Annotated in this window: 21 protein-coding genes, 1 tRNA gene, 1 pseudogene and 1 riboswitch; of the genes and pseudogenes, 8 read left to right on the top strand and 15 right to left on the bottom strand. The window is 68.5% G+C overall.

The genetic code is table 11. The annotated features are described in order from the left end of the window. Window positions 1-142: 142 nt before the first annotated feature. Window positions 143-2,560 (top strand): transglycosylase domain-containing protein, encoded by a 2,418-nt coding sequence (locus GA0115254_RS40825; protein ID WP_093900308.1) that lies wholly within the window; start codon window positions 143-145, stop codon window positions 2,558-2,560. Here GA0115254_RS40825 and GA0115254_RS40820 read toward each other — a convergent pair. The 3 genes from GA0115254_RS40820 to GA0115254_RS40810 form a co-directional block, all read right to left on the bottom strand. After that, window positions 2,554-2,874, bottom strand: coding sequence for a DMT family transporter (locus GA0115254_RS40820; protein WP_093900307.1), 321 nt, complete (start codon window positions 2,872-2,874; stop codon window positions 2,554-2,556). The two genes, GA0115254_RS40825 and GA0115254_RS40820, sit on opposite strands and share 7 nt — an antisense overlap. A gap of 40 nt (window positions 2,875-2,914) precedes the next feature. Next, window positions 2,915-2,979: riboswitch (guanidine-III (ykkC-III) riboswitch) on the bottom strand. Window positions 2,980-3,035: 56 nt separating this feature from the next. Beyond that, on the bottom strand, window positions 3,036-3,374 hold the full coding sequence (locus tag GA0115254_RS40815; RefSeq protein ID WP_030923137.1) for a GroES family chaperonin: 339 nt from the start codon (window positions 3,372-3,374) through the stop codon (window positions 3,036-3,038). Window positions 3,375-3,435: 61 nt separating this feature from the next. Continuing rightward, on the bottom strand, window positions 3,436-3,756 hold the full coding sequence (locus GA0115254_RS40810) for a DUF3618 domain-containing protein (RefSeq protein WP_093900306.1): 321 nt from the start codon (window positions 3,754-3,756) through the stop codon (window positions 3,436-3,438). A 128-nt stretch (window positions 3,757-3,884) separates the two neighbouring features. On the opposite strand from GA0115254_RS40810, the gene bcp reads away from it, so the two are divergent. The 3 genes and pseudogenes from bcp (at window position 3,885) to GA0115254_RS40795 (ending at window position 4,956) form a co-directional block, all read left to right on the top strand. After that, the gene (bcp, locus tag GA0115254_RS40805; RefSeq protein ID WP_093900305.1) at window positions 3,885-4,352 is read left to right on the top strand and encodes a thioredoxin-dependent thiol peroxidase; all 468 of its coding nucleotides are present in this window, start codon (window positions 3,885-3,887) and stop codon (window positions 4,350-4,352) included. 197 nt (window positions 4,353-4,549) lie between these two features. Beyond that, a pseudogene (locus tag GA0115254_RS47085) lies at window positions 4,550-4,768 on the top strand (MFS transporter); the annotation flags it as partial. Window positions 4,769-4,872: 104 nt separating this feature from the next. Next, a tRNA-Leu gene (locus tag GA0115254_RS40795) sits at window positions 4,873-4,956 on the top strand. Between the two features lie 54 nt (window positions 4,957-5,010). Here the strand turns inward: GA0115254_RS40795 and rdgB are convergent. The 4 genes from rdgB to GA0115254_RS40775 all read right to left on the bottom strand — a co-directional run bounded on the left by rdgB (window position 5,011) and on the right by GA0115254_RS40775 (window position 7,224). Then, a complete protein-coding gene (rdgB, locus tag GA0115254_RS40790; protein WP_093900304.1) occupies window positions 5,011-5,619 on the bottom strand; it encodes an RdgB/HAM1 family non-canonical purine NTP pyrophosphatase in 609 nt (202 codons plus the stop codon). A 20-nt stretch (window positions 5,620-5,639) separates the two neighbouring features. Beyond that, window positions 5,640-6,032, bottom strand: a complete 393-nt coding sequence (locus tag GA0115254_RS40785) for a hypothetical protein (RefSeq protein WP_093900303.1) — start codon at window positions 6,030-6,032, stop codon at window positions 5,640-5,642. Window positions 6,033-6,133: 101 nt separating this feature from the next. Further along, window positions 6,134-6,871 (bottom strand): ribonuclease PH, encoded by a 738-nt coding sequence (gene rph, locus GA0115254_RS40780; RefSeq protein WP_093900302.1) that lies wholly within the window; start codon window positions 6,869-6,871, stop codon window positions 6,134-6,136. Window positions 6,872-6,990: 119 nt separating this feature from the next. Beyond that, complete coding sequence (locus GA0115254_RS40775; RefSeq protein WP_014156020.1) at window positions 6,991-7,224, bottom strand: PTS sugar transporter subunit IIB; 234 nt, start codon at window positions 7,222-7,224, stop codon at window positions 6,991-6,993. Window positions 7,225-7,446: 222 nt separating this feature from the next. Here GA0115254_RS40775 and GA0115254_RS40770 point away from each other — a divergent pair, with 222 nt between their 5' ends. Both GA0115254_RS40770 and GA0115254_RS40765 read left to right on the top strand, forming a co-directional pair. After that, a complete protein-coding gene (locus tag GA0115254_RS40770) occupies window positions 7,447-8,757 on the top strand; it encodes a PTS transporter subunit EIIC (protein WP_093900301.1) in 1,311 nt (436 codons plus the stop codon). 259 nt (window positions 8,758-9,016) lie between these two features. Next, complete coding sequence (locus GA0115254_RS40765) at window positions 9,017-10,282, top strand: PTS transporter subunit EIIC (RefSeq protein ID WP_093900300.1); 1,266 nt, start codon at window positions 9,017-9,019, stop codon at window positions 10,280-10,282. Window positions 10,283-10,402: 120 nt separating this feature from the next. Here GA0115254_RS40765 and GA0115254_RS40760 read toward each other — a convergent pair whose 3' ends face one another. Continuing rightward, window positions 10,403-11,155, bottom strand: coding sequence for an MBL fold metallo-hydrolase (locus GA0115254_RS40760; RefSeq protein ID WP_093900299.1), 753 nt, complete (start codon window positions 11,153-11,155; stop codon window positions 10,403-10,405). A 177-nt stretch (window positions 11,156-11,332) separates the two neighbouring features. Here GA0115254_RS40760 and GA0115254_RS40755 point away from each other — a divergent pair, with 177 nt between their 5' ends. Further along, on the top strand, window positions 11,333-11,839 hold the full coding sequence (locus GA0115254_RS40755) for a type II toxin-antitoxin system PemK/MazF family toxin (protein ID WP_093900298.1): 507 nt from the start codon (window positions 11,333-11,335) through the stop codon (window positions 11,837-11,839). Between the two features lie 258 nt (window positions 11,840-12,097). Here the strand turns inward: GA0115254_RS40755 and GA0115254_RS40750 are convergent, their stop codons facing one another. The 7 genes from GA0115254_RS40750 to clpS all read right to left on the bottom strand — a co-directional run bounded on the left by GA0115254_RS40750 (window position 12,098) and on the right by clpS (window position 17,081). Further along, complete coding sequence (locus tag GA0115254_RS40750) at window positions 12,098-13,048, bottom strand: PLP-dependent cysteine synthase family protein (protein WP_093900297.1); 951 nt, start codon at window positions 13,046-13,048, stop codon at window positions 12,098-12,100. After that, window positions 13,048-13,380, bottom strand: coding sequence for a MoaD/ThiS family protein (locus GA0115254_RS40745; RefSeq protein ID WP_093900296.1), 333 nt, complete (start codon window positions 13,378-13,380; stop codon window positions 13,048-13,050). The genes GA0115254_RS40750 and GA0115254_RS40745 overlap by 1 nt, the downstream gene beginning before the upstream one ends. Before the next feature lie 105 nt (window positions 13,381-13,485). Then, window positions 13,486-13,611, bottom strand: coding sequence for a putative leader peptide (locus GA0115254_RS47080; protein WP_256103089.1), 126 nt, complete (start codon window positions 13,609-13,611; stop codon window positions 13,486-13,488). Window positions 13,612-13,754: 143 nt separating this feature from the next. Beyond that, window positions 13,755-14,186, bottom strand: coding sequence for a M67 family metallopeptidase (locus GA0115254_RS40735; protein ID WP_093900294.1), 432 nt, complete (start codon window positions 14,184-14,186; stop codon window positions 13,755-13,757). A 137-nt stretch (window positions 14,187-14,323) separates the two neighbouring features. After that, window positions 14,324-15,763, bottom strand: coding sequence for an amino acid permease (locus tag GA0115254_RS40730; protein WP_093900293.1), 1,440 nt, complete (start codon window positions 15,761-15,763; stop codon window positions 14,324-14,326). A 373-nt stretch (window positions 15,764-16,136) separates the two neighbouring features. Next, window positions 16,137-16,721: a DUF2017 domain-containing protein gene (locus tag GA0115254_RS40725; RefSeq protein ID WP_093900292.1), complete on the bottom strand. Its 585-nt coding sequence runs from the start codon at window positions 16,719-16,721 to the stop codon at window positions 16,137-16,139. A gap of 45 nt (window positions 16,722-16,766) precedes the next feature. Next, window positions 16,767-17,081 (bottom strand): ATP-dependent Clp protease adapter ClpS, encoded by a 315-nt coding sequence (clpS, locus tag GA0115254_RS40720; RefSeq protein WP_093900291.1) that lies wholly within the window; start codon window positions 17,079-17,081, stop codon window positions 16,767-16,769. A 78-nt stretch (window positions 17,082-17,159) separates the two neighbouring features. Here clpS and GA0115254_RS40715 point away from each other — a divergent pair, with 78 nt between their 5' ends. Next, window positions 17,160-18,488, top strand: coding sequence for a nicotinate phosphoribosyltransferase (locus GA0115254_RS40715; protein WP_093900290.1), 1,329 nt, complete (start codon window positions 17,160-17,162; stop codon window positions 18,486-18,488). The last annotated feature ends 156 nt before the right edge of the window (window positions 18,489-18,644 follow it).

Below are 18,644 nucleotides of genomic sequence, written 5' to 3'. Positions count from 1 at the left end.
AACGGCGTTGGACACCAAAGCGCACGACCCTAGTCCAACGAAGACGGCCGCCGCGACCGCTTTTCAGGGGTCGATCCAGGGCTTATTCCACAGAAAAGGGCACTATGGGGGAACTGACCGCGGCCGAGGAGTCTGCACGGACATGAGCGACGAGCCACAGCAGCCGAACGGGGAACACGAACCCCGGGGCCGGGGCCCCAGGGACCCGTCCGCCCACGGCAGCAACAGCGGCAACAGCGCAGATCAGAGCGGCGAAGCCGGGCGGGCGAAGAAGCCCGCGCGCCCCAAGCGCACCGGCTGGCGGCGCGCCCTCCCCACCTGGCGGATGACCGTCGGCGCAGCCGTCGTCGTCGCCCTGCTCCTGATCGGCGGCTTCATCGCCGGATACCAGCTCGTCGACATCCCGCCCGCCAACGCCAGCGCCACCGCGCAGTCCAACGTCTACCTGTACAAGGACGGCAGCGTCATCGCCCGCTCCGGCGAGGTCAACCGGGAGAACGTCAAGCTCGCCCAGGTCCCGCTCGACGTCCAGCACGCCGTCCTCGCCGCCGAGGACCGCGACTTCTACTCCGAACGGGCCATCGACCTCACAGCCATGGTCCGCGCCGCCTGGAACACCCTCGCCGGCAAGGGCAGACAAGGCGGCTCGACCATCACCCAGCAGTACGTCAAGAACTACTACCTCGGCCAGGAACAGACCGTCATCCGCAAGATCAAGGAGTTCTTCATCGCGGTCAAACTCAACCGCGAGGAGTCCAAGAACCAGATCTTCGAGGGCTACCTCAACACCAGCTACTTCGGCCGCAACGCCTACGGCATCCAAGCCGCCGCGCAGGCCTACTACGGCAAGGACATCGGCGACATCACCACCGCCGAGGGCGCCTACCTCGCCTCCCTGCTCAACGCCCCCAGCGCCTACGACGTCGTCGTCCACCCCCAGAACAAGGCCGCGGCCCTCGCGCGCTGGAACTACGTACTCGACGGCATGGTCAAGGAGAAGTGGCTCGCCGCCGGCGAACGCGCCACCATGAAGTTCCCCGTACCAGGCAAGGTCAAGCCGTCCACCGGGCTGTCCGGACAGCGCGGCTACATCGTCCAGACCGTCGAGGACTACCTCACCGACAACGAGGTCATCGACGAGAACACCCTGGCCACCGGCGGCTACCGGATCACCACCACACTGGAGAAGGAGAAACAGAACGCGCTCGTCAAAGCCGTCGACGACAACGTCATGTCCCAGACGAGCACAGAGCGCGAGGCCGACCGCAATGTCCGCGTCGGCGGCGCCTCCATCGACACCGGCACCGGCCGGGTCGTCGCCATGTACGGCGGCGTCGACTACACCAAGCAGTACGTGAACAACGCGACCCGCCGCGACTACCAGGTCGGCTCCACCTTCAAGCCCTTCGTCTTCACCTCCGCCGTCGCGGGTGGCTCCACCACCCAGGACGGCCGGCGCATCACCCCCAACACCGTGTACGACGGCACCAACAAACGCATGGTCCAGGGACCGAACGGACCCACCGGATACGCCCCCTCCAACGAGGACGACATCAGCTACGGGCCCATCACCGTCCGCGTCGCCACCGACAAATCCGTCAACGCCGTCTACGCCCAGATGGCCGAGGACGTCGGCCCCGACAAGGTCGAGCAGACCGCCATCGACCTCGGTATCCCCAGGAGCACCCCCGATCTCACCCCCTACCCGTCCATCGCGCTCGGCGTCGCCACCGCCAGCGTCCTCGACATGACCGAGGCGTACGCCACCCTCGCCAACCACGGCAGGCACGGCGCGTACACCCTCGTCGACAAGATCACCAAGGGCGGCGAGGACCTGGAACTCCCCAGCAGGAACATCGAACAGGCCGTCAGCCGCGAAGCCGCCGACACCACCACCGCCGTCCTCCAGAGCGTCGTCGAGAGCGGCTCCGGCATCGCCGCCCAGGGCGCCGGCCGCCCCGCAGCGGGCAAGACCGGCACCGCCGAAGAGGACAGGGCCGCCTGGTTCGCCGGCTACACCCCCGACCTCACGACCGTCATCGCCGTCATGGGCCAGGACCCCGACACCGGCGCACAGAAACCGCTCTACGGAGCACTCGGCCTGGCCCGCATCAACGGCGCGGGCGCGCCCGCCCAGACCTGGGCCCAGTACACCGAGGCCGCGCTGCGCGGCACCACGGTCGAGAACTTCGACCTCAGCCTCGAGAGCGGCGCCGAGGAAACCATCGAGCCCACCGAGGAGAACTCCAGCCCCGGCACCACCGGAACACCGTCGGAGACCCCCTCCGGCACACTGCCCAGCAGCCCCGGGAGCCTCCTGCCGGGCCCCTGGAACAGCGAACCCGCCACCGGCGGCCCGGACACCGGCACGCCGACCGGCGGCGGAACGGAAATCGGCGGCGCGGAGAACGGCGGCGCGGACAGCGGTGACCGGGACCGCTACGACTTCCTCCCGGGCGCCCCCGGCACCCCGGCACCGCAGACCGCCCCGGCACCCCAGAGCGCCCCGGCACCCCAGAGCGCCCCGGCACCGCAGAGCGCCCCGGCGCCGCGTCAGTGACCCGAGGTCGCCTTCAGCCCCACCACGGCCACCAGCAGCAGAGAGACGAAGAAGATCCGGGCGGCGGTCACCGGCTCACCCAGCACCACCATGCCGAGAACCGCCGCACCGGCCGCACCGATACCGACCCACACGCCGTACGCCGTACCGATCGGCAGCGTCTTCGCCGCATGGGACAGCAGCACCATGCTCATCACGATCCCGAGGCCTGTGAACACACTCGGCCACAGCCGGGTGAACCCCTCGGTGTACTTCATCCCTATCGACCAGCCCACTTCGAGCAGACCGGCGACAACCAGCAGAACCCACGCCATGACGGAACCTCCGACGAGACAGAAAACGCGAACAACACGGGGTGCGTCGTCTTTGCAGAACCCGGTACGGCGCGTCTCGTCGGGGTCACCCCACCGTAGCAAAGAACATGCAAAGGGCCTGGTGACATCGGTCACCAGGCCCCACTCGCAACTGCTGCCGCCTACAGATACAGCCCGGTCGAATCCACCGACCCCTCGAACCGGTCCGCCGCCACCGCATGCAGATCCCGCTCGCGCATCAGCACATACGCCACACCGCGCACCTCGACCTCCGCCCGGTCCTCGGGGTCGTACAGCACCCGGTCACCCGGCTCCACCGTCCGCACGTTCTGACCCACCGCGACCACCACGGCCCAGGCCAGCCGACGGCCGACCGCAGCCGTCGCCGGAATCAGAATGCCGCCACCCGAGCGCCGCTCGCCCTCCGGCGTATCGGACCGGACCAGCACACGGTCATGGAGCATGCGGATGGGCAGCTTGTCGTCGGTGTTCTCGCTCACGCCCCGCAACCTACCTGTCCGCCGCAGCTCCGCACGCCTCCGGGGTACACGGACCGCGGCATCACTTCTTCCGCCGCCGCTTCGACACCGCGAGCAGACCCACGACGCCCACCGCGAGCAACGCCGCCGGAATCACCCGCTCCAGACGCGGGGCGCCGTCCTCGGACACAAACTGCGCCTTCACGTCCGACACCGTCCGGTTCACCGCCACAAAAGCCCGCCCGGCCGTCCGGTCCACGGCCTCGGCGGCCTTGGCCTTCGCATCACCCATGATCGTCTTCGGGTGCACCCGCACCCCGATCTCATCGAGCACCACCGCAAGCTGCTCACGCCTGCCGATGATGTCCGCCTCGATCTGCGCAGGGGTCCTGGCATCCGACACTGCGCCGCCTCCGTGGTCCTCGTCCGGTAAACCTTCATCGACAGTCTGTCAGCTCGACCGCCCGTGCACCCGGCGGCACCCCTATTACGCTCGGTCCCGTACACCCCACGTGCCACCTGAGGAGAACCATGAGCGAGCGACTCCAGCCCGGCGACACCGCCCCCGCCTTCACCCTCCCCGACGCCGACGGCAACGAGATCTCGCTCGCCGACCACAAGGGCCGCAAGGTCATCGTCTACTTCTACCCGGCCGCCCTCACCCCCGGCTGCACCAAGCAGGCCTGCGACTTCACCGACAACCTGGACCTGCTCGCCGGCGCCGGATACGACGTCATCGGCGTCTCCCCCGACAAGCCCGAGAAGCTCGCCAAGTTCCGCGAGAAGGAAAACCTCAAGGTCACCCTGGTCGGCGACCCCACCAAGGAGACTCTTGAGGCATACGGCGCCTTCGGCGAGAAGAAGCTCTACGGCAAAACGGTGACGGGCGTCATCCGCTCCACGGTCGTCGTGGACGAAGAGGGCAAGGTCGAACGAGCCCTCTACAACGTCAAGGCCACCGGCCATGTCGCCAAGATCATCAAGGACCTCGGCATCTGAGCCGAGCACGTCGAGGACCGCCTCGGACGGCCGCGAAGATGTGAGGGACATCCCATTCGGCCATCGATTCGGTTTGCAGCCGCCATGACCGCGCAGAAGCCCTTCCTTGAACACCCACCGAGGAAAGGACCCGGCCATGGCGGCCCCCGACCCCCATCAGGCGGCCGATCCGGGAGCGGTCAAACGCCACCCCACCCCTGGCCGGCCACATCGGCGCCGCCGGACTCGTCACCGCGCTGACCGCGATCCTCGACTCCGGCCAGATGGACGACTACGGCCGGCGCATACCGTTCCTCGTCGCGGGCCCCCTCGGCCTCTGCCTGCGACTGCGCCTCGACGAAACCCCCGCCTCCCAGAAACCGGAAGGGGGCGCCGCCCACGCAACAGAGGCCGCCGACAGCATCGAAACCACCGCCCTCCCGGCCCTCTTCAACTGGCCGCGGCCCGGACGCCGGATCCGAAGTTCTGACCCCGTACCCGCCGGCCCGTCGGCACATCCCGGTAGCATGTCTGACGGCTGGCGGCGGTGGTGCAATGGCGACACAGCAGACTTAGGATCTGTGGCCCGTGAAACGGCTTGAGGGTTCGAATCCCTTCCGCCGCACAGTAAACGGCCTGCGAATCAAGGTACTTGGTGCGCAGGCCGTTCTCGTACCCGTTACGCCTGGCTCACCAGTTCCCGCACCACCGGCACCAGTGCCCGGAACGCCTTGCCGCGGTGGCTGATCGCGTTCTTCTCCGTCGGGGTCAGTTCCGCGCAGGTGCGGGTTTCGCCGTCCGGCTGGAGGATCGGGTCGTAGCCGAAGCCGTTCGTGCCGGACGGGGTGTGGCGCAGGGTGCCCAGCAGTCGGCCCTCGACCACGCGTTCCGTGCCGTCGGGGAGGGCCAGGGCTGCCGCGCAGGCGAAGTGGGCGGCGCGGTGCGGGGTGTCGATGTCGGAGAGCTGGGCCAGGAGCAGGTCCAGGTTGGCCCGGTCGTCGCCGTGGGTGCCGGCCCAGCGGGCGGAGAAGATGCCGGGGGCGCCGCCGAGTACGTCGACGCAGAGGCCGGAGTCGTCGGCGATGGCGGGGTGGCCGGTGGCCTTCGCGAGGGCGTGGGCCTTGAGGAGGGCGTTCTCGGCGAAGGTGACGCCGGTTTCCTTGACGTCGGGAATGTGGGGGTACGCGTCCGCGCCGACGAGCTCGTGGTCGAGGCCTGCGTCGGCGAGGATCGCATGGAGTTCGGTGATCTTCCCGGCGTTGCGGGTGGCGAGGATGAGGCGGGTCATGTCACCCAGTATCGGGGCTGTCAGGGCATGCAGACCTTGCCGATCTCCTCGGCGGCGTCGGTGACCGGGCTGATGTCGGGGGTGGCGTCGCCCTTGTCGATGGAGTCGCGGACGTTGCCGACGCCGGACTGCAGGTCGTCGACGGCCTTGCCGAGGTCGGCGTTGTCGGTCTTGTCGCCGAGGTTGCCGAGTTCCTTCTCGATGTCGTCGAGGGCTTCGGATGCCTGGGTGGGGTCGTTCGAGGCGTTGGAGACGGCCTGTTGGAGGTTGTCGACGCTGGTGGTGATGGCGTCGACGGTGCGGACGCAGTCGACTGTCTTGTCGAGGCCACTGCAGCCGGCTGTCGCGGTGAGGGCGAGGGCGGTCAGGGTCAGCGCGACGGTGATGCGGCGGTGGCGGGTGGCCTTGGCCATGGTGCGGTTCCTCTCCAGGTGCGGATACGCGGACGGGCGCACGGTTCGACCGTGCGCCCGTGTTCGTAATGACGCGTTGTGGTGCGTATTGGGTTGCTTCTTTACTCGCTCAGCGTGCGGGCCAGGGCCTCGTTCTGGAAGACGGTGAGGTCTGCGCAGCCGACGGTGGCGAGGTCGAGGAGGGCGCCCAGTTCCTTGCGGTCGAAGGGGGTGGCCTCGGCGGTGCCCTGGACCTCGACGAAGCGGCCGTCGCCGGTGCAGACGACGTTCATGTCGGTCTCGGCGCGGACGTCCTCCTCGTAGCAGAGGTCGAGGAGGGGGGTGCCGTCGACGATGCCGACGCTGATCGCCGAGACGGTGTCGGTCAGCGGCTTGCGGCCGTGCTTGACGAGCTTCTTGCGCTGGGCCCAGGTGACGGCGTCGGCGAGGGCGACGTAGGCGCCGGTGATGGCGGCGGTGCGGGTGCCGCCGTCGGCCTGGAGGACGTCGCAGTCGAGGACGATGGTGTTCTCGCCGAGGGCCTTGTAGTCGACGACGGCGCGCAGGGAGCGGCCGATGAGGCGGCTGATCTCGTGGGTGCGGCCGCCGATCTTGCCGCGTACGGATTCGCGGTCGCCGCGGGTGTTGGTGGAGCGGGGCAGCATGGAGTATTCGGCGGTGACCCAGCCTTCGCCGCTGCCCTTGCGCCAGCGGGGGACGCCTTCGGTGACGGAGGCGGTGCAGAAGACCTTGGTGTCGCCGAAGGAGATGAGTACGGAGCCTTCGGCGTGCTTGCTCCATCCGCGTTCGATGGTGACGGGGCGGAGCTGTTCGGGGGTGCGGCCGTCGATACGAGACATGGTGTCGACTTTATCGGGTGCGGGGTGGCGGCCGTTCGGGTGCACCGCAGGCCCCGTCCGGGTGGGCAGGGCCTGCGTGGTGCTGAGTGGTCGGGCTCAGCGGGGGGTTCGGCGGCTGGTCACATCATGTCTTCGATGTCGGCGGCGATGGGGTCGGCGTCGGTGCCGATGACGACCTGGATCGCGGTGCCCATCTTGACGACACCGTGGGCTCCGGCGGCCTTGAGCGCGGCTTCGTCGACCTTGCTGGGGTCGTGGACCTCGGTACGGAGGCGCGTGATGCAGCCTTCGATCTCGTCGATGTTCTCGATACCGCCGAGCCCGGCGACGATCTTCTCAGCCTTGCTGGCCATGGCCTTCTCCCTGGTTGTTCCCATGCATGCGACGGCCCACCATGGGTCCGTTTCGTCACCGTAACGCACGTTTGGCCCAGCTTCGCGAGCGGGCCATCGCCCCCTCCCCAATGATGACGATCACCGGTGCCCTGTCTTCCAGGCGGGTTACGCACCGTACCTCAACTGGTCTACACCAGTGTGCAACGACCGCCGAACGCGTCTTGTTCCGGGAGGATGCCGATGAGCTCGAGCAGCGCCGCGGTTCCACAGAAGGCATGGTGGAGCGGCCTCTTCCAGGGCCTGCAGAAGATGGGCCGCAGCCTCCAGCTCCCGATCGCCGTTCTGCCGGCGGCAGGCATTCTCAACCGGCTGGGCCAGCCGGACGTATTCGGCGACAAGGGCCTGCGTTGGGGCAATGTCGCCAAGGTGTTCGCGGCCGCGGGCGGAGCGCTGCTCGACTCGGGGCTCGGCCTTCCGCTGCTGTTCTGCGTCGGTGTCGCCATCGGCATGGCGAAGAAGTCGGACGGTTCGACCGCGCTCGCCGCAGTCACCGGTTTCCTCGTCTATTACGCGGTGCTGCACGCCTTCCCGGTGGACTGCGCGCCCGGTTCCACGTTCACTTCGGGCGGCACCTGGTTCGGCACCTGCGTCACCGGCGATGCCAAGGTCACGGCCGCGGAGTACCAGAACCCCGGGGTGTTCGGCGGCATCGTGATGGGTCTGCTGTCCGCCTGGTTCTGGCAGCGGTACCACCGGGTCAAGCTGGTGGACTGGCTGGGCTTCTTCAACGGCCGCCGGCTCGTCCCGATCATCATGGCGTTCGTCGGCCTCCTCCTCGGGGCGCTGTGCGCGTGGCTCTGGCAGCCGATCGGCGACGGCCTGACCAGCTTCTCCAAGTGGCTGGTGGACCTGGACTGGGCGGGCTCCGGCATCTTCGGTGTCGCCAACCGCGCGCTGCTGGTCATCGGCCTCCACCAGTTCCTGAACACTTTCGTCTGGTTCCAGTTCGGCGACTTCACCAAGCCGGACGGGACGGTCGTGCACGGTGACATCAACCGGTTCCTGCAGGGCGACCCGACGGCCGGTCAGTTCACCTCGGGCTTCTTCCCGATCATGATGTTCGCCCTCCCGGCGGCGGCGCTGGCGATCTACCACTGCGCCAAGCCGCACCGCCGGAAGGCGGTCGGCGGCATGATGCTCTCGGTCGGCCTGACGTCGTTCGTGACGGGAATCACCGAACCGATCGAGTACTCGTTCCTCTTCGTCGCACCGCTGCTCTACGCGATCCACGCGGTGCTCACCGGCGTCTCGATGGCCGTGACGTGGGCGCTCGGGGTCAAGGACGGCTTCAGCTTCTCCGCCGGGCTGATCGACTACGTCATCAACTGGCACCTGGCGACCAAACCCTGGCTGATCATTCCGCTCGGCCTGGCCTTCGCCGTCGTGTATTACGTGATCTTCCGGTTCGCGATCACCGAATTCAATCTCCAGACTCCGGGCCGGGAGCCCGATGAGCTGGAGGAGGAGATCGAGAGGAACCTCACGAAGTAGCACTTCAGGCGGGCTTTCGGCCCGGCCTGAGCAGGCCCTTGGACCCTTGCGGCCCGGGGGCCTTCGCCGTGTGACCGAGCGTGGGTGATAGCTCATGCGAAGTAGTCGGGAATTGCAGGTTCCTTATCCAACCCACACCGTGCTACAACTGGTCTACACCACTGAGTGGTCCAGACCGCGTGCGTTCTGCCGCGTTTCTCGAGTCGCCGCCTCCCCCCGTCAACGACCTGGGCGGCGCCTTGTCCAATGGAGGAAGTTGATGTCCACGGCAGACACCGCACCCGCGGTCACCAAGAAGAAGGGCGCCGGCGTGATGGCGGTCATGCAGCGCATCGGCCGCAGCCTCATGCTGCCGGTCGCGGTGCTGCCCGCGGCCGCACTGCTGGTCCGGCTCGGCAACGCGGACATGCTCGGCCGCGACTCGTTCCCGACGTTCATCACGAAGCTCGCCGGCTACATGTCCGCGGGCGGCGGTGCCATTCTCGACAACATGGCGCTGCTGTTCGCCGTGGGTATCGCGATCGGTTTCGCCAAGAAGTCGGACGGTTCGACGGCCCTCGCCGCGGTCACCGGCTACCTGGTCTTCCAGAAGGTGCTCGCCACCTTCACCGACAGCAACCTGCCCCAGGTCGCGAGCGTCGTGGACGGCAAGATCGTCATGAACGACGCACCGGTCAACGCCGGTGTGCTCGGCGGCGTCGTGATGGGCATAGTCGTGGCCCTGATCTATCAGCGGTTCTACCGGACGAAGCTGCCCGACTGGGCGGGCTTCTTCAGCGGCCGTCGCCTCGTCCCGATCCTGTCGGCCTTCGCGGGTCTGATCATCGGCATCGTCTTCGGTCTGATCTGGCCGGTCCTCGGCACCGGTCTGCACAACTTCGGTGAGTGGCTGGTCGGTTCCGGCGCTGTCGGCGCGGGCATCTTCGGTGTCGCCAACCGTGCGCTGATCCCGGTCGGCATGCACCACCTGCTGAACTCGTTCCCGTGGTTCCAGGCGGGCGACTACAACGGCGCCCACGGCGACATCGCCCGGTTCCTGGCCGGTGACCCGCAGGCCGGACAGTTCATGACCGGCTTCTTCCCGATCATGATGTTCGCCCTCCCGGCGGCCTGCCTCGCGATGGTCCACTGTGCCCGCCCCGAGCGCCGCAAGGTCGTCGGCGGCATGATGTTCTCCCTCGCGCTCACCTCGTTCGTCACCGGTGTGACCGAGCCGATCGAGTTCACGTTCATGTTCATCGCCCCGGTGCTGTACGCGATCCACGCGGTCCTTACGGGCGTGTCCATGGCCCTGACCTGGGCGCTCGGCATGAAGGACGGCTTCGGCTTCTCGGCCGGCCTGGTCGACTTCGGCCTGAACCTCGGCATCGCGAGCAAGCCGTGGATGCTGGTCCTGGTCGGCCTCTGCTTCGCGGTGGTCTACTACGTGGTCTTCCGCTTCGCGATCACCAAGTTCAACCTGCCGACTCCGGGCCGCGAGTCCGACGAGGAGCTTGCCGAGCTCCTCAAGGCCGAGGCGAAGTAGGCCCCACCGCGGGCCTCACCCCGGCGCACGACGAAGCCCTCACCTTCCGCCGCAGGAGGTGAGGGCTTCGTCGTGCCGGATGTGCGGGACGGCCGGTGCTGTGCCTTTCCGGTCACAGCACTAGATCTCATAGACCGCGCCGGGTGCCGCCACCTCCACCGGCCCGCCGTAGAGCAGGCGGGCATCGGCCAGGTTGCGGTCGGCGTCGGTCCACGGCGGGATGTGGGTGAGGACGAGCCGCCCCACCCCGGCGCGGGCGGCGATGTCGCCGGCCTCGCGGCCATTGAGGTGGAGGTCCGGGATGTCCTCCTTGCCATGGACGAACGATGCTTCGCAGAGGAACAGGTCGACGCCCTCGGCGAGTTCGTCCAGGGCCTCGCAGGCACCCGTGTCGCCGGAGTACGTGAGCGAGCGGCCGCCGTGCTCGATCCGGATGGCGTAGGAGTCGACGGGGTGGCAGACCTTCTCCGTACGGACCGAGAAGGGGCCGATCTCGAACGAGCCCGGCTTCAGCGTGTGGAAGTCGAAGACCTCGCTCATCGCCCGCTCGGACGGGGTGTCGGCATGGGCGGTGGTCAGCCGCTGCTCGGTGCCGTCGGGACCGTAGACCGGGATCGGGGCGGGACGGCCGCCGTCGTGCCGGTAGTAGCGGACGACGAAGTACGCGCACATGTCGATGCAGTGATCGACATGGAGGTGACTGAGGAAGATGGCGTCGAGGTCGTAGAGACCGACATGGCGCTGCAGCTCGCCGAGGGCACCGTTGCCCATGTCGAGGAGCAGCCTGAAGCCGTCGGCCTCTACGAGGTAGCTCGAGCATGCTGATCCCGCGGACGGGAACGAGCCGGAGCAGCCGACGACGGTGAGCTTCATGGAGCGTGAACCTCCGAGACGTGGGAACGGGGAGGGTTCGTGCGGTCTGTTGAGCGGTTTGTCGAGCGTAAAGCGCGAAACAGCCGGTCGCTCCTCCATGGCCGTCCGTTGTGGGGGAACTCACCTGCTCTGTCACCGGTTCGATGGAAGAGTCGGGGACGCCGGTACGGTCGGGGCATGGACATGTCCTGGTGGTGGATCGCGCTTGCCGTTGTCGTCCTGCTCGCGCTCGTCGTGGCGGTCGCCGATGGGCGGGGGCGGGGCGGGCAACGGCCCCGGGGCCGCTCCGGCAGGTCGGTGGGTACGCGCTCCGGCGGGCGTCCGGGCGGGCGGACGCGTCCGCCGGCGGGGCCGGGGCGTGGGCCGGGGCCGGAGCGCAGGCCGCGGCCGGGTGAGATCTGGTGGGCCGAGGTGCCGTACGAGGACAGGCCCGGGGCGAAGGACCGGCCCTGTCTGGTGCTGTCGGTACGGGGTGACTCGGCACTCGTCGCGAAGATCACCAGCAAGTATCACGAGGAGCGGCCCGGGGTGATAGCGCTGCCCGCGGGAACGGTGGGGGATGCGCGGGGGCGGGAGAGCTTCCTGGAGACGGATGAGTTGCGGGAGGTTGCCGTGCGGGGGTTCCGACGGCGGGTGGGGGTGGTGGATCCGGCGGTGTGGGAGCGGGTGCGGGGGCTTGGGTGAGGCGGGCACCTACGGCGGGGCGCGGGTGACCGTGGAGGCGTGGCCGCGGCGGGGGTGCCTGCGGCGGGCCTGTTCCCCTACCCGCTCCTTCCCGGAACCGGGGCCCCTCCCGGGCCCTGCTCCTCAAGCGCCGGAGAGGCTGGGGTGTGCACCGGGGCTCCGCCGCGGGCCTCGCGCCTCAAAGACCGGCGAGGCCGAGAGATGTCCCCCATCGCCGGACGGGCTGGACGTTCAGCTCGTCCGGCGAATCGGGACGGGCTACGCCCAGAGCTGGCCGTGCAGCGTTTCGATGGCCGCTTCTGTTGTCGGGGCCGTGTAGACGCCCGTCGACAGGTACTTCCAGCCGCCGTCCGCGACGACGAAGACGATGTCGGCCGACTCCCCCGCCTTGACGGCCTTGTTTCCCACTCCGATCGCGGCGTGGAGTGCGGCGCCGGTGGAGACGCCCGCGAAGATGCCCTCCTGCTGGAGGAGTTCGCGGGTACGGGTGACGGCGTCCGCGGAGCCGACGGAGAAGCGGGTGGTGAGGACGGAGGCGTCGTAGAGCTCGGGGACGAAGCCCTCGTCGAGGTTGCGGAGCCCGTAGACCAGGTCGTCGTAGCGCGGCTCGGCGGCGACGATCTTGACGTCGGGCTTGTGTTCGCGCAGGTAGCGGCCGACGCCCATGAGCGTGCCGGTGGTGCCGAGGCCCGCCACGAAGTGGGTGATGGACGGGAGGTCGGTAAGGATCTCCGGGCCGGTGGTGGCGTAGTGGGCGCCCGCGTTGTCCGGGTTGCCGTACTGGTAGAGCATGACCCAGTCGGGGTGCTCGGCGGCCAGCTCCTTGGCGACGCGTACGGCCGTGTTGGAGCCGCCCGCCGCCGGGGAGGAGATGATCTCGGCGCCCCACATGGCGAGCAGGTCGCGCCGTTCCTGGGAGGTGTTCTCCGGCATGACGCACACGATGCGGTAGCCCTTGAGCTTGGCCGCCATGGCGAGCGAGATGCCGGTGTTGCCGCTGGTGGGTTCCAGGATGGTGCAGCCGGGGGTCAGCCGGCCGTCCTTCTCGGCCTGTTCGACCATGTGGAGCGCGGGGCGGTCCTTGATCGAGCCGGTGGGGTTGCGGTCCTCCAGCTTGGCCCAGATGCGGACGTCGTCCGACGGTGACAGCCGCGGCAGGCGGACGAGCGGGGTGTTGCCCACCGCGGCGAGCGGGCTGTCGTACCGCATCAGTTCATGCCCGCCCGTCGCCCGACCGCCACCCCGGCCGGACGGGGCTTCGCCCCGGCGGCTCCTCCGGCGACGGCCGGGAGGATGGTGACGCTGTCACCGTCGCTGAGCTTGGTGGAGATGCCGTCGAGGAAGCGGACGTCCTCGTCGTTGAGGTAGACGTTCACGAAGCGACGGAGCTGGTCACCGTCGACGATGCGCTCACGGATGCCGTTATGGCGGCTGTCCAGGTCCGTGAAGAGGTCGGCGAGGGTCTCCCCGTTGCCCTCGACAGCCTTGGCGCCGTCGGTGTAGGTGCGGAGGATGGTCGGGATGCGGACCTCGATGGCCATGGCGTGGGCTCCTGTCGAAAGCGGGGAGGTGGCGTGGGGCGCGCGGCTCTGCCCCCGCGCAGGGGTTGGTGCGTGACGAATGGGTGCTCAGGCCGCGAGCCCGGCTCAGGCCTCGCGGCCGGCGGGCAGGCGGCTCGTACAGATCGCGCTGGAGAGCCTGCACAGGTCGACGTGCAGCCGCGCAACGAGCAGCATGCCCGGCGTCTTGTCGCTCACGTCATGGGGAACCATGCGGTCATCGTATCGATTCCCGGTCCGTGACCCGGAATGTGATCTCACCTGATGGAAGGTCGGTGTTCGACAGGTGGACGGGACCGTGGTGGGCCCGGTCCCGTCCGGCCGGTGGAGTGCCGGGGTCGGGCTGTGCGAGGAGGTCAGGCGGCTTCGTACGCCTCGACGACCTCGACGTCCTCCTCGGTGATCTCGCCGTCCACGATCCGGTACGAGCGGAACTGGAAGGGGCCCGCGTCGTCGGTGTCCGCGGTGGAGACGAGCACGTAGTGGGCGCCGGGTTCGTTGGCGTACGTGACGTCGGTGCGGGACGGGTAGGCCTCGGTCGCGGTGTGGGAGTGGTAGATGATCACCGGCTCCTCGTCGCGGTCGTCCATCTCTCGGTAGAGCTTGAGGAGGTCGCCCGAGTCGAACTCGTAGAAGGTGGGCGAGCGGGCGGCGTTGAGCATGGGGATGTACCGTTCGGCGCGGCCGGTTCCGGCCGGCCCCGCGACCACGCCGCACGCCTCGTCGGGGTGGTCGGCGCGGGAGTGCGCGACGATCTGGTCGTAGAGCACCTGGGTGATGGTCAGCATGGCGCCAGGATAGGCGGGCCCGCCTTCGCAGGCGGGCCCCCGCGTACCGAGCGGTGGTACGCAGGGGCCCGCATGGTGGACGCGCCCGTTGGGGCCGCGACTGTCCGGGGATGGTTCGGGGTTCGTACGGAGTGGCCTCAGCTCTTCGCGAAGGCCTTGTTCTCGGGGTTACGGGCCTTGAGCACCAGGTACGAGACGCCGAGGACGGCCGCCCAGAGCGGGGCGCAGTACAGCGAGATCCTGGCGTCCTTGTCGATGCCCATCATCACGATGACCATGGCGATGAAGGCCAGCGCGAAGACGCTGGTGAACGGGGCGCCGGGGGCCCGGAACGTGGACTGCGGGAGCACGCCGCGGTCCGCGAGGCCGCGGTAGCGGATCTGACAGATGAGGATCATGATCCAGGCCCACATGCCGGAGATGGTGGCGAAGGAGACGACGTAGGTGAAGGCGTCGCCGGGCCACTGGTAGTTGATCCAGACGCCGACGAGCATCAGGGCGGCGGAGAAGGTGGTGCCGATGAGCGGGGTGCCGGTCTTCGTCAGCCTGGTGAAGAACTTCGGGCCCTGGCCGTTGAGGGCGAGGTCGCGGAGCATGCGGCCGGTGGAGTACATGCCGGAGTTGCAGGAGGAGAGGGCCGCGGTCAGCACGACGAAGTTGACGATGCCGGCGCCGATGCCGAGGCCCATCTTCTGGAAGGCGGCGACGAACGGCGAGATGCCGGGCTGGAACTCGGTCCACGGGACCACGGAAAGGATCATGATGAGGGCGCCGACGTAGAAGACGGCGATGCGCCACGGCACGGTGTTGATGGCCTTGGGCAGGACGGTCTTCGGGTCCTTCGACTCGCCCGCGGTGACGCCGACGAGTTCCACGGCGAGGAAGGCGAACATCACGATCTGCAGGGTCAGCAAGGTGCCCTTGATGCCGTGCGGGAAGAAGCCGCCGTCGGCCCAGAGGTGGGTGACGGACGCGCTGTCCCCGGCGTCGGAGAAGCCGAGGGTGAGAATTCCGGCGCAGATGAGGATCATGCCGACGATGGCGGTCACCTTGACCATCGAGAACCAGAATTCGAGTTCCCCGAAGAGCTTTACGGAGATCAGGTTCACGCCGTACAGGATGATCGTGAAGATCAGTGCCGACACCCATTGAGGAATGTCGAACCAGAACGTCATGTACTGGGCGGCCGCGGTGACTTCGGTGATTCCGGTGACGACCCAGAACAGCCAGTAGGTCCAGCCGGTGACAAAGCCGGCGAAGGGGCCGATGAATTCGCGGGCGTACTCGGAGAATGAGCCCGACACGGGGCGGTACATGAGGAGTTCACCCAGGGCCCGCATGATGAAGAAGATCACCAGGCCCGCGATGGCATAGGCCAGGATGAGGCTGGGCCCGGCCTTGGCGATCGCCTTTCCCGCACCGAGGAAGAGGCCGGTGCCGATGGCGCCGCCGATGGCGATCATCTGGATCTGACGGGCACCGAGGGCTCGCTGGTACCCCTCGCCCGCCGTGCCGGCATCCGCGACCGCTGCGACCTTGCGGCCGTCTTGTCCCTTGTCGACCTGCGCCGATGTCATGTGCTGCGCCTTTCTCCACGCTGATCCGCGCCGTTGAGGCTGCGGATCAGGTCCTGATCCCCCCGGATATGGATGGAGTGCCGCCGGCGGTCGCCGGCCTGTAGCGCCCTCGGGAGCATGGGTGGTGTCCTCGAGTGGTCGTGAAGATTTATCACGGTCACATGGGCGGATCATCGGACATTATGTGGGGCACACCACAGGAAAAAGCGGACAAGTGTTTCCAGTCGCCGCAAAAGAGACCGTTCAGGTGACGGGATCGTTATTCGAATTTGAGCGTCCTTTGAGCGAACACCATGCATGACCGGACGGGAAGTCCGCAAAAGAGTGCTCGGAAAGTCCGCAAACGAGTGATCGGGAACTCCGCATGCGGGAACTACGGCATCAGGGTTTCCACGAGGGTTTCCTGGAGCGCGCCGAGCCAGAGATAGGCCATGACCATCGGCTTGCGCGGGTCGCTGTCGGGGAGCCGGTAGAGCGAGCCGGCCTCACCCTCGTCGTCGTCGGAGACCTCGAGGCGGGTACCGATGGTCAGCCGGAGATCATTGAGCGCGCCGAGCCAATTGCGGCATTCGTCGCCGGTGAGCTCCAGTACGGCGTCGCCGTCCTCGGTGATGGAGAGGGCATCCAGGGTGCGCACGACAGTGAGGGCATCGTCGCGCTTGCGGCTGCGCAGATCGTTCTCGGTGAAGCGGCGGAACTCGGCGGAAGCGGCGCGCAGTTCGCTGTCCTCGTCGCCGTACGCCTCGGGGAAGAGGCGGGCCAGGGCGGGGTCGGTGGGCGGTTCGCTGGGCCCCTCGGCGAAGAGGGCGGCGAGCGGGTCCGCGCCCTCGGCGGGCTCGTCGCCGGGGCCGATCAGTTCCAGCAGCTGGACGGCGAGGGAGCGCAGGATTGCGATCTCCACCTCGTCGAGCGCGACGGCCGCGCCGCCGCCGGGGGTGGCCTCGAAGTGGCCGGCCATGGGTTTTCTCCGATGGTGGGTCGGGCGGGGCAGAGGAGGATCGGTCTAGTTGCGGTCCTGCGTGAGGGTGGCCCACAGCCCGTAGCCGTGCATGGCCTGGACGTCGCGTTCCATCTCCTCGCGACTGCCGCTGGAGACGACGGCGCGGCCCTTGTGGTGGACGTCCAGCATCAGCTTGTGGGCCTTGTCCTTGGAGTAGCCGAAGTAGGCCTGGAAGACATAGGTCACATAGCTCATGAGGTTGACCGGGTCGTTGTGGACCAGCGTCACCCAGGGGACGTCGGGCTCGGGGACGACAAGACTCTCCTCGGCCGATTCGGGACGCTCGATCTCAGTGGGGGCGACACTCACCCACCCCATGCTGCCACCCGGGAGGGGTCATCGCACAAACGACCCGAGATCTCGTCACTCTGACGACATAGAGGTAGCATCCGGAACATGAACTCTGCGGACCTTGGGCGACGGGTCGGTGTGCCGTCGACCGCGCTCTTCACCGACCAGTACGAGCTCACGATGGTGCAGGCCGCCCTGAAGGCCGGCACGGCCGACCGGCGCTCGGTCTTCGAGGCGTTCACCCGCCGCCTGCCGGAGGGACGGCGCTACGGCGTCGTCGCGGGCATCGGACGGGTACTGGACGCGGTGGAGAACTTCCACTTCGACGACGAGATGCTCACCTTCCTGCGCGAACAGAACGTCGTCGACGGGCCCACGCTCGCATGGCTGGCCGACTACCGCTTCAGCGGTGACATCTGGGGCTACCCCGAGGGCGAGGTGTACTTTCCCGGCTCGCCGATCCTGCGGGTCGAGGGCTCCTTCGCCGAGTGCGTGCTGCTGGAAACGGTGATCCTTTCGATCCTCAACCACGACTCGGCGATCGCCGCGGCGGCGTCGCGGATGTCCGCCGCGGCAGGCGGGCGCGGGCTGATCGAGATGGGTGCGCGACGCACCCATGAACTGTCGGCGGTGGCGTCGGCGCGTGCCGCGTACATCGGCGGCTTCGACACCACATCCGACCTGGCCGCGGGCTTCCGCTACAACATCCCGACCGTCGGGACGAGCGCCCACGCCTTCACGCTGCTGCACGACACCGAGCGGGACGCGTTCCGGGCCCAGGTCGACTCGCTGGGCCGGGGCACGACGCTGCTGGTCGACACGTACGACGTCGCCGAGGCGGTCCGTACGGCGGTCGAGGTCGCGGGTACCGGGCTGGGTGCGGTGAGGATCGACTCCGGGGACCTGCTGCTGGTCGCGCACCGGGTGCGGCAGCAGCTGGACGAGCTGGGCGCCACCGGGACGAAGATCGTGGTGACGTCGGATCTGGACGAGTACGCGATCGCGTCGCTGGCCGCGGCGCCGGTCGACGCCTACGGGGTGGGCACGCAGCTGGTGACCGGCAGCGGGCAGCCCACCTGCTCGATGGTCTACAAGCTGGTCGCCCGCGCCGTGTCCGCCGACCCCGCGGAGCCGGTGCGTCCGGTCGCCAAGAAGTCGCTCGGCGCGAAGACGTCCACGGGCGGTCGCAAGTGGGCCGCGCGCCGACTGGACGAGAACGGGGTGGCCGAGGCCGAGGTGGTCGGCACCGGCCCCGTACCGGCCGAGCTGGCCGACCGGCAGCTGCTGGCCGAGCTGGTCAGGGGTGGTGAGGTGATCGCCCGTGAGCCGTTGGACGCGGCGCGCGAGCGGCACATGGCGGCGCGGTCGGTGCTGCCGATGTCGGCGATGCAGTTGTCCCGCGGGGAGCCGGTGATTCCCACGGAGTACATATGACGGGGGCGGCGGGGCGAAGACCGGGGCGCCCGGTCACCGCTCCGCCCTCGATCTCCCCCATGGCCCGAAGCGCGCGGGAGGGGCCCCTCGGCGGGCTTGATGACGTCCCCTCCCTAAGCCGCTCCGGAGTCTCTAGGCTCGAATACGCCCCTCATG

It is taken from the genome of Streptomyces sp. Ncost-T10-10d, assembly GCF_900091955.1.
In the GTDB taxonomy this organism is placed as follows: Bacteria; Actinomycetota; Actinomycetes; order Streptomycetales; family Streptomycetaceae; genus Streptomyces.
This window is presented reverse-complemented; position numbering and strand designations above follow the sequence as displayed.